Origin of the sequence: Pseudonocardia sp. NPDC049154 (assembly GCF_040648315.1) — a bacterium.
Classification (GTDB): Bacteria; Actinomycetota; Actinomycetes; order Mycobacteriales; family Pseudonocardiaceae; genus Pseudonocardia.
The window spans coordinates 1-13,913 of record NZ_JBEZDN010000153.1 but is presented as its reverse complement, the minus strand read 5'-3'; the positions used below and the strand labels follow the sequence as shown (position 1 = coordinate 13,913).

The window sequence follows — 13,913 nt, the reverse complement described above, 5'->3', positions numbered from 1 at the left end:
AGCAGGACGGCGGCGGCGCAGACGTCTTCGTCCACTACTCCGAGATCGACAGCACATCTCGCTCATGTGTCGTGAGCGAGAGCGCCGCTCGTCACCTGATTCCGAAGGATCGTTCGAGTGCCGATCTACGTCTTCCGGTGCGAGTGCGGCGTGCGCTTCGAGCACCTGGCCTCCATGTCCGACGCCACCACCCCGGGCTGCCCCGTCTGCGGCGGCGCGACCCGCAAGGTCCCGGCCGGCTTCTCGCTCGGCGGTCAGGCGAGCCCGGGCCTGAGCAAGGACGAGATGCCCCAGACCTGGCGCGGCGTCTACGACGGCAACTCCGAGTACATCGACCGGATGCGCCGGACCTGGGACGCGCGGCAGAAGCTCGAGGAGAAGTACCCCGAGATCGCCGGCGACCAGCGGCCGATCCTGGCCCACGAGGGCAAGTACCACGACGCACCGCTGCGGGCCGGCGACATCCAGCTGTCCGGCACGGCGCCCATGCCCGGCCAGGGCGTCGCGGGACACGGTCACGGACACGGCCACGGCCACGGACACGGGCACGGGCACGCGGAGAAGCCCGCCACCCCGCCGACGAGCGAGCCCGCCCCCGCTCCGAGCCCCACCCCGCCCGGCGGGTCAGACTGAAGCCGTGAGTGCGTACGTCCCGACCGACCCCGCCGTGCCCGACGCGGGAACCGAGACCGACGCGGCGGCCGCGCTGGCCGCCGACCTCCGCCGGGTCGTCGGCGGGGAGGTCCGGTTCGACCCCGCGCACCGCGCGATGTGGTCGGCCGACGCCTCGAACTACCGCAAGGTGCCGATCGGCGTCGTGTCCCCGCGGGACGAGGCCGACGTCGCGGCGGCGCTGGCCGTGTGCCGCGAGCACCAGGTCCCCGTGCTGCCCCGCGGCGCGGGCACCTCGATCGCCGGCCAGGCCGTCAACACCGCGGTGGTGCTGGACTTCACCCGGCACATGAACACGGTCCTGGAGCTCGACCCGGAGGCCCGCACCGCGCGCGTCCAGCCCGGCGTGATCTGCGACCAGCTCCGGGACGCCGCGGCCCCGCACGGGCTGACCTTCGGCCCGGACCCGTCGACGCACAACCGCTGCACGATCGGCGGGATGATCGGCAACAACGCCTGCGGGTCGCACTCGGTGGCCTGGGGCAAGACCGTCGACAACACCGTGGGCCTGGAGGTCCTGACCTACCGGGGCGAGCGGCTCGACACCGCGGCGCCGGAGGGCGAGATCCCGGAGAGGCTGCGCGCGCTGGCCGACCGGGTCGGCGACCGCGTCCGGAAGTCCTTCCCCGACCTCACCCGCCGGGTCTCCGGCTACAACCTCGACCAGCTGCTGCCGGAGAACGGGTTCGACCTGGCCCGGGCGCTGGTCGGGGCGGAGGGCACACTCGCCACCACGGTCGCCGCGACCATGAAGCTGGTCGAGTCGCCGCCCGCGCGCGCCCTGGCCGTCCTCGGCTTCCCCGACGCGTACGTCGCCGCGGACAACGTCATGGTCGTCCGCGAGCACGCCCCGCTCACCATCGAGGGCATGGACGCCGGGCTGATCGCCGCCCTGCGCGCCCAGAACCCCGTGGAGACGGGCTGGAAGGCGCTGCCGCCCGGCGGCGGCTGGCTCTACGTCGAGACCGGCGGGGAGACCCGGCAGGAGGCCGAGGACAAGGCGCGCGCCGTCGCGAAGGCGATGAGGTCCCACGGGCTCACCGAGGCCGTCGTCGAGTCCGACCCGAAGCGGATGAAGGCGCTGTGGCGGATCCGCGAGGACGGCGCCGGCATCCTCACCCGCAGCCCCGACGGCGGCGAGGCCTGGCCCGGCTGGGAGGACGCCGCCGTCCCGCCGGAGAGGTTCGGCTCCTACCTGCGGGAGTTCGACCGGGTGCTGGAGCGGCACGGGCGCAAGGGCGTCTACTACGGCCACTTCGGCGACGGCTGCCTGCACGTCCGGATCGACTTCGACCTGCTCACCGAGCCGGGGATCGCGAACTTCCGGGCGTTCATGGAGGACGCGGCCGACGCCGTCGTCGCCCACGGCGGGTCGCTGTCCGGCGAGCACGGCGACGGGCGCGCCCGCTCCGAGCTGCTGCCCCGGATGTACCCGCCGGAGATCATCGCGGCGTTCGAGGAGTTCAAGGGCGTCTTCGACCCCGACGACCGGATGAACCCGGGCTGCATCGTGCGGTCCGCGCGGATGGACGAGGACCTGCGGATCTTCGTCGGGATGCCGACCATCCCGGACGACCCCCAGCTCGCCTTCACCCACGACCGCGGCTCGTTCACCCGCGCGACCCGGCGCTGCCTGGGCGTGGGCAAGTGCGTGACCGCGCACGGCGGCGTGATGTGCCCCAGCTACCGGGCGACCGGCGACGAGAAGCACTCCACCCGCGGGCGGGCCCGGCTGCTGTTCGAGATGGCCAACGGGCAGGTGGTCACCGGCGGCTGGCAGGACGACGACGTGGCCGACGCCCTCGACCTCTGCCTGTCCTGCAAGGGCTGCAAGACCGACTGCCCGGTCGGCGTGGACATGGCCGCGTACAAGACCGAGTTCCTCGCCAACCGCTACAGGAACAAGCTGCGGCCCGCCTCGCACTACTCGATGGGGGCGCTGCCCCGCTGGCTGCGGCTCGTCGGGAAGCTGCCGGCGGGCGCGGTCGACGGGCTCAACGCGCTGGCCCGGATCCCGTTCCTGGCCGGGCTGGCCAAGCGGGCCGGCGGCATCGCGCCGGAGCGGGGGATCCCCGCGATCGCGCGCGAGACGTTCACCACGTCGGCCCGGTCCCGCGCGCTCGTCGAGGGCCCGGCGCGGCAGGCACCGCGCGGGCGGCTGCTGCTGTGGCCGGACACCTTCACCGAGCACTTCGACCCCGGGATCGCCGACGACGCGGTGGCCGTCCTGGAGTTCCTCGGGTACGCGGTGGAGCTGCCGCCGCGCACGGTGTGCTGCGGGCTGACCTGGACGTCGACCGGGCAGGTCGGGGCCGCACGGCGGGTGCTGCGGCGGTCCCTGCGCACGATCGAGCCCTGGCTGGCGGAGGGGGTGCCGGTCGTCGGGCTGGAGCCCTCGTGCACCGCGGCCCTGCGCGCCGACGGCGAGGAGCTGCTCCCCGAGGAGCCGCTGGCCAAGGCGATGTCCGGCGGGGTGCGCACCTTCGCCGAGCTGTTGGCCGGGCACGTCGACGAGCTGCGTGGGGCGGCCTCGGGTCCTGGCGCGCGGGCGCTGGTGCAGCTGCACTGCCACCAGTACGCGGACCTGGGCTCGGAGGCCGACCGCGCCGTGATGGCGGCCCTCGGCATCGACGCGGAGGTGCTCGACTCGGGCTGCTGCGGCCTCGCCGGCAACTTCGGCTTCGAGAGGGGCCACTACGAGGTCTCGATGGCGGCGGCCGAGCGGGTGCTGCTGCCGGCGGTCCGCGGGGCAGCGCCCGACGTCGAGGTGCTGGCCGACGGGTTCTCCTGCCGCACGCAGCTGCGCCAGGCGGGCACCCGGGAGCCGGTGCACCTCGCCCAGCTGGCGGCACGGGCGCTGGGCCTGCGGAAGTAAGGGCCGGCTTGCTGTCGGACGGTCGAGCTCACTCGACCGGGTGGACGGGCGACAGGTGTCACCTCCGGCGTAATGCCGACGATCTTCGCGGCGATGTCCCGGGTGGAACGGCACGAACGGGAGCACCGCGATGAACGGCCTCATGAGCACGGTCCGGGAGATCACCCAGGGCGGTCCCGCCCGCGGGTCCGCGTCCACCACGTGGCTCGGCTCGCTGGTCGGCACGGTGGCCGAGACGCTGGGGGTCCCCTTCGCCGCGCTCGAGGTCGACGGCCGGATCGTGACCGGCGTCGGGGCGTGGCCGGAGCGCGTGGAGCGGGTGCCGCTGGGCTACGGCGTCGAGACCGTCGGCGCGCTCGTGCTGCCGCCCGTCCGGCGCCGGGACGCCCTCCTGCTCGACGCCCTGGTGGGCCAGCTCGCGCGGGCCGTCCGGGCCGCGTCGGTGGCCGAGGCCGCCGTGCACGCCTCCCGCGAGCTCGCCGGCGCCCACGTGCCCGGCGGCCTGGTCGCGGCACTCACGGCCGCCCGCGCGCTCGGTGGCGCCGCCGTGGAGGTGTGGCCGCTGCCGGCCCTGCACCCCGCCGTCGAGGCCGCGGCGTACCGGATCGCCGTGGAGGCGCTCACGAACGCGGCGCGACACGCCCCCGGCGCGCCCGCACGCGTCCGGATCCGGACGCGGGGGGACTTCCTCGACGTCGCCGTGACGGACAGCGGGCCCGGCGTCCCGGCGGGGTTCACCGCCGGCGCCGGCGTACACGCCATGCGCGGCTGGGCCGCGGCCGTCGGCGGGGTCTGCGTGGTCCGCCGGGGCCTGCCCGGCACCCTCGTCGAGGCCATGCTCCCGCTCGTCCCGGCCCCCGTCGTGCCGGCCCAGCGCACGCCGGTGGACTGACGGGACGAGGCGCGGGAACCTCGCCGGTACGACAGATCGTTGAACGGTCGACCATCGACCGAGCGACCGGGAGGCCGGACGGGTGGAGCACGACACCGCGGCGGGACGGGACACCGTGGGGCGTGCGTTCGCGCTGGCAGGCCTGGTGGGCGCCGGCATCGCCGTCGTCCTGATCCTGGGGCTCACGCTCACCGTCGGCCGGGTCGACCCGGTCCGCCGCACCATCAGCGAGTACGCCCTGCACGCGGACCTCAAGCCCGTCTTCGACGTGGGCGTGCTGGCCTTCGCCGCCGCGGCCCTGTGCGTGCTCGTCGCGCAGGTGCGCGCCGGCCTGGTCCGTGCCGTGTCGGGCGCCTCGGCGGGGCTGGTGCTGGCGGCCGTGGGCCTGGTCGCCGTCGTGGTGTTCGAGAAGACGAACTGGGCGGTCGGGCCCAGCGTGGGCGGCACCATCCACCGCTACGCCAGCCTCGTGGCCTTCCTCGCCCTGCCGGTCGCCGCGATCCTCGTCGCCCGGCGGTACCGCCGCGGGACCGCGCCGGAGCGGGGACCATGGGCCCGGCAGGCCGCCCGGGTCCGGTGGGTCGCCGTCGCGTCGCTGCTGTGGTTCACCCCGATCCTCGTCGGCTTCGCGCAACGCCCGTTCACCGGCGTGTCCTGGTGGCAGGCGGTCCCGTTGGGCCTGGTCGAGAGGGGTCTGGCGCTCACGCAGGTGCTGGTCGTGGTCGCGCTCGGCCTGTGGGGAGCGGCCGCCGCACGACGGACGCCCGTCGCGCCGTCCCCGGACGTCGTCACGGATTCCCGGTCCGGGCGTGAGATGTCCCGCGATTGACCCGCCCGCGCGCGGTGTATCACGAAGACATGGTTCCGACGATCACGCTCAACGACGGTGTCCGGATCCCGCAGTTCGGCTTCGGCGTCTTCCAGATCGATCCGGGGCAGGCGACGGTCGACGCCGTGAAGCAGGCGTTCGACGCGGGCTACCGCCACATCGACACCGCTCAGATGTACGGCAACGAGGAGGGCGTCGGGCAGGCGATCGCCGAGTCCGGGCTCTCCCGCGACGAGATCTTCGTCACCACGAAGCTCGCCAACAACCGGCACGGCCGCGACGAGTCGCAGAAGGCGCTCGAGGAGAGCCTCACCACGCTCGGCCTCGACCACGTCGACCTCTACCTGATCCACTGGCCGCTGCCGAAGCGGGACGACTACGTGGAGACCTGGCGAGGGCTCGAGCAGGCGAAGGCCGCGGGCAAGGTCCGCTCCATCGGCGTCTCCAACTTCCAGGTGCCGCACCTGGACCGGCTTGCCGCCGAGACGGACACGGTGCCCTCGGTCAACCAGATCGAGCTGCACCCGACCTTCACCCAGCCGCAGCTGCGCCAGTACCACCGGGACAACGCCATCGCGACCGAGGCGTGGAGCCCGATCGGCCAGGGCGGCGCGCTGCTGGAGAACGAGCTCCTCACCTCGCTCGCGGAGAAGTACGGCAAGAGCCCGGCCCAGATCGTGCTCCGCTGGCACGTCCAGCTCGGCAACGTCGTGTTCCCCAAGTCGGTGACGCCCTCGCGCATCGCGGAGAACATCGACGTCTTCGACTTCGAGCTGGCCGACGACGACGTCGCGGCGATCAGCGGCCTCGACGAGGGCGACCCGGGCGCCCGCCTCGGCCCGCACCCGGACGGGTTCACCTGAGCCCGGTCTGCACGGCGGGCGGGTTCTCGGTACGGTCGGCCGAATGTTGGCAATCACGGACACCGCGGCCGAAGCCATCAAGTCCCTGACCACGGACGCCGAGCTGCCGGACGGCGGGGGGCTCCGGATCGCGGCCACCGACCCGGAGCAGGGCCTCGAGCTCTCGCTGGCGGCGCAGGCGGACCAGAGCGACACCGTGCTCACCGGCGAGGGGCTGAACGTCTTCCTCGAGCCGATGGCGGCGGAGGTGCTCGACGACAAGGTCCTCGACGTGCAGCCCTTCACGAACGAGCAGGGCCAGGAGGAGCTGCGCTTCGCGATCGGCCCGCAGGGCGAGCCGGAGGCCGGCGCGCAGGCTTGACGCACCACACGTCCGCAGGGGCGGTCCCTCCACGCGGAGGGGCCGCCCCTTCGCCGTCCGCGGCCGATGTTCAGGGCCGCACCGGCACCGCGATCGAGACGCCCGTGAGCGCCTCGGCCCGCTCCCAGAGCGCCCGCTGCACCGCGCGGTCGTGCGAGGCGCGGCTGGACCCGACCGGTCGCGGCGCGCCGCGGGTCTCGCCCGGCCCGCCGGGCCCGACGTAGGTGCCGCCGGGCAGGTCCGGAACGGTGGCCGCGTACAGCGTCGGCAGCGCGCCGCCGGCCGCGTCCTGGGCGACGACCCGGTTGCCGATCGCCATGAGCCGGTCCTGGACCGTCCCGGTGCGGGTCTGCAGGTTGGTCGCCGCGTAGCCGGGGTGCGCGGCCACCGAGCGCAGCAGCGAACCGGCGGCGACGAAGCGGTGCTGCAGCTCGTAGGCGAACATCAGATCGGCCAGCTTCGACTGCCCGTACGCGAGCCAGCGCTGGTAGCGGCGCCGCTCCCAGTTCAGGTCGTCGAGGTCGATCCGCCCGATGCGGTGCATGAGGCTCGACAGCGTGACCACCCGGTCGGTGATCCGCGGCAGCAGCAGGCCCGTCAGCGCGAAGTGGCCCAGGAAGTTCGTGCCGAGCTGCATCTCGAAGCCGTCGGCCGTCCGCTGCTCGGGCACGGCCATCAGCCCGGCGTTGTTCACGAGCACGTCGACCGGGCGGTCGAGGTCCGCGGCGAACCGGCCGACCGAGCTCAGGTCGGCCAGGTCCAGCTCACGGACCTCGGTCGAACCGGTGAGCGAGGCGGCGGCCGCCGCGCCCTTCGCCGTGTTGCGGCAGGCCAGGACGACGTGCGCGCCCGCGGCCGCGAGCGCCCGCGCCGCCTCCAGCCCGATCCCGCTGTTGGCGCCGGTGACGACGACGGTCCGGCCGGTCAGGTCGGGGACGTCCGCTGTGCTCCAGGAGGCGATGCGGCGTTCCTACCAGCGGCGACCCCGACCGGCTCAGCGGGTGACCGCCGAGATCATCGGGAACATCTCGAACCGGGCGACCCCGGCCACGACGGCCGGGTCCCCCTCGCCGAGGGCCCGGGCGTCGTCGAGCGACTCGCCGTTGACGATGCCGAGGCCCCACGCCCCGGCGGGGTCGGCGACCGGCCCGAAGAAGATCGTCCGACCGGCCTCCAGGAGGCCCCGCCAGTACTCGCCGTGCTCCGTCATCGCGGCGCGCTCGCGCTCGTCCATCGTCATGGCGAAGTCCGGGCGCGGTGGTACGAGTCGGTACAGGAACCAGTTCACGGTGCGTCCTCCCGCAGGGCGTCGGCGAAGGCGCCGAGGATCGTGGCCCAGCCGCGCTCGAAGGCGCCGCCGGAGTAGCCGCCGGGCAGGGCGCACGCGGCCCGCAGCTCCTCGAGCGAGAGCCGCTCCCAGCCCCGGTGCTCCAGGTCCACCCGCGTGCCGCCCGCGTCGAGCTCGACGAACCGCAGCTCGACCTCGGTCGGTGTGCCGGTGACGTTCCACGTCATGACCAGGCCGGCCGGCGGGTCCCAGGCCAGCAGCGTGCCCCAGTCGTGGCTGCTGCCGTCGTGCCAGTGCTCGGTGACCGTGCCCCCGACCCGGCGGTCGACGGTCACCGAGGCGATCCGGTCGCTGCCGCCGAGGGAGAACGGGTCGAGCGGCCACCACTCGGCGAGCCGGTCGACGAACACGCGGAACGTGCGCTCCCGGCCGGCCGCCACCACGGTCGAGCGGTGGACGGGCGGCCGGGCGAGGTCGACGACCTCCGCGATCGGTTCGCTCACTGCTCCTCCTCCACGAGGGCGCGCGCCCGGTCGAGCGCGTCGGACCAGATGCCGTCGAGGGCCGCCTGCAGCTCGCGGACCGCCTCCCGTCGGGCACGGTACAGCCGGCGGGTGCCCTCGCGGCGCTCCGCGATCAGCCCGGACTCCTTCAGCACGGTGAGGTGCTGGCTGACGGCCGTGCGGGACACCTCGAACTCCGCGGCGATCTCGCCGGCCGCGCGCTCGGTGGTGGCGACCAGCCGCAGGATCGCCCGGCGGCGCGGCTCGGCGAGGGCCCGGAGCATGGCCCCGACCCGGTCGTCGAGCGGGGCGGGCGAGGTCACGATCCCCCCGTCGGTCCCGCCCACAGGCCGACCGTGTTGCCGTCCGGGTCGGCGAACGTCGCGAACGAGCCGTACCCCTCGGGCAGGTCGGTGGGCTCCACCAGCCGGGACGCCCCGAGTCCCTCGGCCTTGCCGAGCCAGGCGCCGAGGTCGTCGACCCCGACGTAGAACTTCACCCCGGTGTCCCCGGGCTGGTACGAGGGCCCGATCCCGCCCATCAGCGGTCCGGGCTCGGAGTGCGTGTCGACGAGCCCGTAGCCGCCCCAGGCGGGGTCGGCGTTCACGGTCCAACCGAAGAGCTCGCTGTAGAAGCGGCCCAACCGGCCGGGGTCGGTGCTGACGATCTCGAACATCGCGACCGGATTACCCATGACGACCTCCCGGGTTGTTCTGTGCGTGTTCGCTAACGTTAGCGAGAACTGACAGAATGCGCAAGGGTCGATCCCCCCGGTCGCGCGGTGGATCAGGCCTCGGTGAGGCGGCCTTCCTCGACGCGCCACCGGCGGGTGGCGCGGACGGTGTCGAGCATCCGGCGGTCGTGCGTGACCAGCAGGACCGTGCCGGGGAAGGCGTCGAGGGCCTGCTCGAGCTGCTCGATCGCGGGGAGGTCGAGGTGGTTGGTGGGCTCGTCGAGCACCAGCAGGTTCACCTCGCGGGCCTGCAGCAGCGCCAGCGCCGCCCGGGTGCGCTCGCCGGGGGAGAGCGACGAGGCGGGCCGCGGCACGTGCTCCCTCGTCAGCCCGAACTTGGCCAGCAGCGTGCGCGCCTCGGACTCGGGCCAGTCCGGCACCGCCCGGCCGAACGCCGTGACCAGCGGCTCGTCGCCGAGGAAGAGCCCGCGGGCCTGGTCGATCTCGCCGACGGTCACGCCCGCGCCGAGCCCGGCGGAGCCCTCGTCGACCGGGATCCGGCCGAGCAGGGCGCCGAGCAGCGTGGACTTCCCGGCCCCGTTCGCCCCGGTGACGATCACCCGGTCCGCCCAGTCGACCTGCGCCGTGACCGGGCCGAGGACGAAGTCGCCCCGGCGCACGACGGCGCCGTCGAGCCGGGCGGCGATCGCGCCGGACCGCGGGGCCGCGGCGATCGTCATCTGCAGCTCCCACTCCTTGCGGGGCTCCTCGACGACGTCCAGCCGCTCGATCGCGCGCTGGGTCTGCCGGGCCTTGGCGGCCTGCTTCTCGCTGGTCTCCGCGCGCTTGGCCTTGACGTTCTTGTCGTTGTCCTTCGACTTCCGCCGCGCGTTGCGCACGCCCTGCGCCATCCAGTTGCGCTGCATCTGCGCGCGGTCCTTCAGCGCGCCGAGCTTGTCGTCGTACTCCTCGTAGGCCTCGCGGGCGTGCCGGCGGGCGATCTCGCGCTCGACCAGGTAGCTGTCGTAGCCGCCGTCGTAGACCCCGACCTGCCGCTGGTGCAGGTCCAGCTCCACGATCCGGTTCACTGTGCGGGCCAGGAACTCGCGGTCGTGGCTCACGATCACCGCCGGGGACCGGAGCCCCTGGACGAACTTCTCCAGCCGCTCCAGGCCGTCGAGGTCGAGGTCGTTGGTGGGCTCGTCGAGGAGCAGCACGTCGTAGCGGGAGAGCAGCAGCGCGGCCAGCCCGGCGCGTGCGGCCTGGCCGCCGGAGAGCGCGGTCATGGGGGCGTCGAGCGGCACGCCGAGGCCGACCTCGGCCGCCACCTCGCCGGCCCGCTCGTCGAGGTCCGCACCGCCGAGGGCGAGCCAGCGGTCGAGGGCGGCGGCGTAGGCGTCGCCGGCAGTGAGCCCACGAGCGGCCGCATCGGCACCGTCGCCGCCCGCGCCGAGCTCCTCGGCCGCGGCGTCCATCGCGACCTGCGCGGTGGCCACCCCGGTGCGGCGCGCCAGGTACTGCGCCACGCTCTCGCCGGGGCGGCGCTCCGGTTCCTGCGGCAGGTGGCCGACGGTCGCGTCGGGCGGGCTGAGGGCGACCTCGCCCTCGGCGTCGCCTCCCCACCCACCCGGCTGCTCGCCGGCGAGCAGGCGCAGCAGGGTGGACTTGCCGGCGCCGTTCACCCCGACGAGCCCGACGACGTCGCCGGGCGCGACCACGAGGTCCAGGCCGCTGAACAGGACGCGGGCACCGTGCCCGGCGGAGAGGCCCGTGGCCCGGAGGGTCGCGCTCATGACAGGACCGAGGGTACGGGGACCATGTGCGCATGACGCTCCAGCCCTTCCCCGACGACTGGTCGCGCGCCCTCGTCGTGGTCGCGCACCCCGACGACATGGAGTACGGCGGGTCGGGCGCCGTCGCCCGCTGGACGGAGGCGGGCAAGGAGGTGACGTACCTGCTGGTCACCCGGGGCGAGGCGGGCATCGACACGATCCCGCCCGTGGAGGCCGGGCCGCTGCGGGAGGCGGAGCAGCGGGCGGCCTGCGCCGCCGTCGGGGTCGCGGAGGTGGAGTTCCTCGACCATCCGGACGGCGTGGTCGAGTACGGGCTCCCGCTGCGCCGCGACATCGCCGCGGTGATCCGGCGGCGCCGGCCCGAGCTCGTCGTCACGGGGAACTTCGCCGACCGTTGGCCGGGCGGATGGCTCAACATGGCCGACCACGTCCACACCGGCCGCGCCGTGCTCGACGCGTGCCGCGACGCGGGCAACCGCTGGGTCTTCCCCGGAGCGGGCGGCGACCCGTGGACGGGCGTGCGGTACCTCGCCGCGACCGGCGCGCCGGAGCCCACCCACGCCGTCGACATCGGGCCGGTGTTCGACCGCGCCGTCGCGTCGCTGTCCGCCCACCGCGCCTACCTGGCCGGGCTCGGCGACGGCGCGATGGCGGACCCGGAGAGCTACCTGCGGTCGCACGCCGAGGCGGTCGCGCAGCAGTTCCCGGGCGCGACGCTCGCCGTCGGGTTCGAGCTGTTCGAGATCTAGCGCTCCCCACGCGCGGGTGTGAGCAGCGGAGCACGGCGGGACCGGCGGGTGGCGACATAGGGTCGGAGGCGTGAACCCGGCACCGACATGCGACCCCGCAGCCGGGCCCGTCCAGGCCCGCGTGGTCGTGGACGAGCTGGTGCGCCTCGGCGTCAGCGACGCGGTCCTGTGCCCGGGGTCGCGCAACGCGCCGCTCGCCTTCGCCCTGCACGCGGCCGACGCGGCCGGCCGGCTGCGCCTGCACGTGCGGATCGACGAGCGCACGGGCGGGTTCCTCGCGCTCGGCCTGGCGCTCGGCTCGGGCCGCCCGGTCCCGGTGGTGACGACCTCGGGCACGGCCGTCGCGAACCTGCACCCGGCGGTGCTGGAGGCCTCGCACTCGGGGGTCCCGGTGCTCGTGCTCACCGCGGACCGGCCGCCCGAGCTGATCGGCACCGGCGCCAGCCAGACGATCGAGCAGCAGGGAATTTTCGGAGGGTCCGTCCGGCGGGCGGGCACCCTGGCCGTCGCCCGGCTCGCGCCCGGGGAGCCGGGCCGGTGGCGCGCCGCCGTCGACCGCATCGTGGCCGCGGCGACCGGCGCCCTCGGCGAGCCGCCCGGGCCGGTCCACCTGAACATCCCGTTCGCCGAGCCGCTGGTCCCCGACCCGGACGCGGAGGTCCCGCCCGGGCGCCCGGACGGCGCCCCCTGGACCGTGGTCCCGCCGGCGCACCGGACCGCGCCGGCGCTCCCGCTGGACCCCTCGGCTCCCACCCTCGTGATCGCCGGTGGCGGGGCGGGGGTCGACCCGGCACTGCTGGGCGGGGCCCCGATCGTGGCCGAGCCGTCGTCGCCGCTGTGGCCGCACGCCCTGCGCAGCGGGCCCTGGCTGCTCGGGGCGCCGGGTGGCCCGCCGCGGCCCCGGCAGGTGCTGGTCGTCGGGCGGCCGACCCTGCACCGGTCCGTCGCGCGCCTGCTCGCCGCGTCCGACCTGCAGGTCTACGTCGCGGCGGATCCGCAGGGCATGCCGTGGACGGACGTCGCCGGCACGGTGCGGGCGGTCGGCGACGTGCCGGCCCTCGCGCCGCCGCAGGCCTGGGTGCAGCGCTGGCGGGAGGCCGACGAGGTGGCGTCCGCCGCGCTCGACCGGGCCCTGCCGGAGGGTCCGCGAGGACTGTCGCTGGCGCGCGAGCTGGTCGGCGCGCTGCCGGACGGCTCCCGGCTGGTCCTCGGCTCGTCGAACCCGGTGCGGGACGTCGCGCTCGCCGCGGTGCCGCGCACCGGCCTGTCCGTGCTGTCCAACCGGGGGGTCGCGGGGATCGACGGGACGGTGTCGACGGCCGTCGGCGCCGCGCTGACCCATCCCGGCCCGACCGTGGCGCTGCTCGGCGACCTGACGCTGCTGCACGACACCACCGGCCTGCTCATCGGCCCGGACGAGCCGCGGCCGGCGCTGTCGATCGTGGTGCTCAACGACTCCGGCGGCGGGATCTTCGGGCTGCTCGAGCAGGGCGCGCCCGCGCACTCGGCGTCGTTCGAGCGGGTCTTCGGCACGCCGCACCGCGCCGACCTCGCGGCCGTCGCGACCGGGCTCGGCGCCGCGCACGTGCTGGTCACCGCGCCGTCGGACCTGGTCGAGGCCGTGCTGCCGGCCGGCCCGGGGCTGCGGATCGTCGAGGTCCGCGCCGATCGGGCGACGCTGCGCGCCGGCCACGCCGCGCTCGCCGACGAGGTCGCCACCGCCCTGGCGGCCCTGCCCGCCCGGACTTGAGCCCGGCCACTACGGCGTTGGCCCGCAACGGATCTGCTCCGTCCGGCGTAGAGGGCTCGTCCGAGTGGTCACTGTGCGCCAGCTAGTGTGCGTTCTGCGTAACGGCCGGTGGTGGAGCGCCGACAGGGGAGCGGAGCCGACGCTCCCGGCCTCGCCCGCTCCCCGCGCCCGGCCGCCCGTCGAACGACCGAGGTACCGGTGACTTCCAGCACCCGGAGCCACGCGGACGCCCCCGCCGCACGGCCCGCCGCCCCCGACGCGTGGCCCACGGGCCGTCGCCGCCGCGGGGCCGGCCCCGGCGTTCCCGGGCGCGGCGACGCCGCACGCCCGTCCGTCCGCGTGCGTGTGCGGCCGGTGTCGGCGCGGGCCTTCGCGCTCGAGCTCGGCCTCGTCGCCCTGACCGGCGGGCTCGCGTGGACGGCGGTCCGGGGCGTCGACGCCGCGGGTCTCCCGGCCGCGCGGATCGCCTCCGTGCTCGTGTTCGCCGGGGGGATCTCGGCGGCCGTGATGATCGCCGTGGCCGGGCGGGCCTCCGGCAGCCGGCGCGCAGGGCGGATCGCCGCCGCCGTCGGCGGGGCCGCCCTCGTCGGGCCGCTGCCCGTGGCGCTCGACCTGGGCGGCGCGGCGGGCCTCTGGCCGGCCGTGGCCGGGGGGGGGCCGCTCGC

At 75.4% G+C, this 13,913-nt stretch carries 15 protein-coding genes; 9 read left to right on the top strand and 6 right to left on the bottom strand.

The features are described from left to right. Nucleotides 1–117: 117 nt before the first annotated feature. The 6 genes from AB0B41_RS38580 to AB0B41_RS38555 all read left to right on the top strand — a co-directional run bounded on the left by AB0B41_RS38580 (nt 118) and on the right by AB0B41_RS38555 (nt 6,492). Nucleotides 118–633, top strand: a complete 516-nt coding sequence (locus AB0B41_RS38580; protein ID WP_358211982.1) for a zinc ribbon domain-containing protein — start codon at nt 118–120, stop codon at nt 631–633. 34 nt (nt 634–667) lie between these two features. Further along, on the top strand, nt 668–3,547 hold the full coding sequence (locus tag AB0B41_RS38575; RefSeq protein ID WP_358211989.1) for an FAD-binding and (Fe-S)-binding domain-containing protein: 2,880 nt from the start codon (nt 668–670) through the stop codon (nt 3,545–3,547). 142 nt (nt 3,548–3,689) lie between these two features. After that, on the top strand, nt 3,690–4,439 hold the full coding sequence (locus AB0B41_RS38570) for an ATP-binding protein (RefSeq protein WP_358211981.1): 750 nt from the start codon (nt 3,690–3,692) through the stop codon (nt 4,437–4,439). Nucleotides 4,440–4,521: 82 nt separating this feature from the next. Next, entirely contained in the window at nt 4,522–5,268 is a 747-nt protein-coding gene (locus tag AB0B41_RS38565) for a DUF998 domain-containing protein (protein WP_358211980.1), read from the top strand. A gap of 29 nt (nt 5,269–5,297) precedes the next feature. Beyond that, nucleotides 5,298–6,131: an aldo/keto reductase gene (locus AB0B41_RS38560; RefSeq protein WP_358211979.1), complete on the top strand. Its 834-nt coding sequence runs from the start codon at nt 5,298–5,300 to the stop codon at nt 6,129–6,131. A 43-nt stretch (nt 6,132–6,174) separates the two neighbouring features. Further along, on the top strand, nt 6,175–6,492 hold the full coding sequence (locus AB0B41_RS38555; protein ID WP_358211978.1) for an adhesin: 318 nt from the start codon (nt 6,175–6,177) through the stop codon (nt 6,490–6,492). Between the two features lie 70 nt (nt 6,493–6,562). Here the strand turns inward: AB0B41_RS38555 and AB0B41_RS38550 are convergent, their stop codons facing one another. From AB0B41_RS38550 to AB0B41_RS38525, 6 genes are all read right to left on the bottom strand, one after another. Beyond that, nucleotides 6,563–7,453, bottom strand: a complete 891-nt coding sequence (locus tag AB0B41_RS38550; protein WP_358211988.1) for an oxidoreductase — start codon at nt 7,451–7,453, stop codon at nt 6,563–6,565. Nucleotides 7,454–7,486: 33 nt separating this feature from the next. After that, on the bottom strand, nt 7,487–7,780 hold the full coding sequence (locus AB0B41_RS38545; RefSeq protein WP_358211977.1) for a YciI family protein: 294 nt from the start codon (nt 7,778–7,780) through the stop codon (nt 7,487–7,489). Next, entirely contained in the window at nt 7,777–8,283 is a 507-nt protein-coding gene (locus AB0B41_RS38540) for an SRPBCC domain-containing protein (protein ID WP_358211976.1), read from the bottom strand. The genes AB0B41_RS38545 and AB0B41_RS38540 overlap by 4 nt, the downstream gene beginning before the upstream one ends. Continuing rightward, entirely contained in the window at nt 8,280–8,606 is a 327-nt protein-coding gene (locus tag AB0B41_RS38535) for a metalloregulator ArsR/SmtB family transcription factor (protein ID WP_358211975.1), read from the bottom strand. The genes AB0B41_RS38540 and AB0B41_RS38535 overlap by 4 nt, the downstream gene beginning before the upstream one ends. Beyond that, nucleotides 8,603–8,977, bottom strand: a complete 375-nt coding sequence (locus AB0B41_RS38530) for a VOC family protein (RefSeq protein WP_358211974.1) — start codon at nt 8,975–8,977, stop codon at nt 8,603–8,605. The genes AB0B41_RS38535 and AB0B41_RS38530 overlap by 4 nt, the downstream gene beginning before the upstream one ends. A 92-nt stretch (nt 8,978–9,069) precedes the next feature. Continuing rightward, nucleotides 9,070–10,749, bottom strand: a complete 1,680-nt coding sequence (locus tag AB0B41_RS38525) for an ABC-F family ATP-binding cassette domain-containing protein (RefSeq protein WP_358211973.1) — start codon at nt 10,747–10,749, stop codon at nt 9,070–9,072. 32 nt (nt 10,750–10,781) lie between these two features. Here AB0B41_RS38525 and AB0B41_RS38520 point away from each other — a divergent pair, with 32 nt between their 5' ends. The 3 genes from AB0B41_RS38520 to AB0B41_RS38510 form a co-directional block, all read left to right on the top strand. Beyond that, entirely contained in the window at nt 10,782–11,498 is a 717-nt protein-coding gene (locus AB0B41_RS38520; RefSeq protein WP_358211972.1) for a PIG-L deacetylase family protein, read from the top strand. Nucleotides 11,499–11,568: 70 nt separating this feature from the next. Then, a complete protein-coding gene (gene menD, locus AB0B41_RS38515) occupies nt 11,569–13,248 on the top strand; it encodes a 2-succinyl-5-enolpyruvyl-6-hydroxy-3-cyclohexene-1-carboxylic-acid synthase (RefSeq protein WP_358211971.1) in 1,680 nt (559 codons plus the stop codon). A 339-nt stretch (nt 13,249–13,587) separates the two neighbouring features. Further along, nucleotides 13,588–13,913 (top strand): hypothetical protein (locus tag AB0B41_RS38510; RefSeq protein ID WP_358211970.1); only part of this gene is annotated, 326 nt, incomplete at its 3' end.

Excerpts from the sequence above, each read along its gene's own strand:
- AB0B41_RS38520 (WP_358211972.1), top strand. The coding sequence starts at position 10,782 with ATGACGCTCCAGCCCTTCCCCGACGACTGGTCGCGCGCCCTCGTCGTG.
- AB0B41_RS38570 (WP_358211981.1), top strand. The coding sequence starts at position 3,690 with ATGAGCACGGTCCGGGAGATCACCCAGGGCGGTCCCGCCCGCGGGTCC.
- AB0B41_RS38555 (WP_358211978.1), top strand. The coding sequence starts at position 6,175 with ATGTTGGCAATCACGGACACCGCGGCCGAAGCCATCAAGTCCCTGACC.
- AB0B41_RS38560 (WP_358211979.1), top strand. The coding sequence starts at position 5,298 with ATGGTTCCGACGATCACGCTCAACGACGGTGTCCGGATCCCGCAGTTC.
- AB0B41_RS38530 (WP_358211974.1), bottom strand. The coding sequence starts at position 8,977 with ATGGGTAATCCGGTCGCGATGTTCGAGATCGTCAGCACCGACCCCGGC.
- AB0B41_RS38525 (WP_358211973.1), bottom strand. The coding sequence starts at position 10,749 with ATGAGCGCGACCCTCCGGGCCACGGGCCTCTCCGCCGGGCACGGTGCC.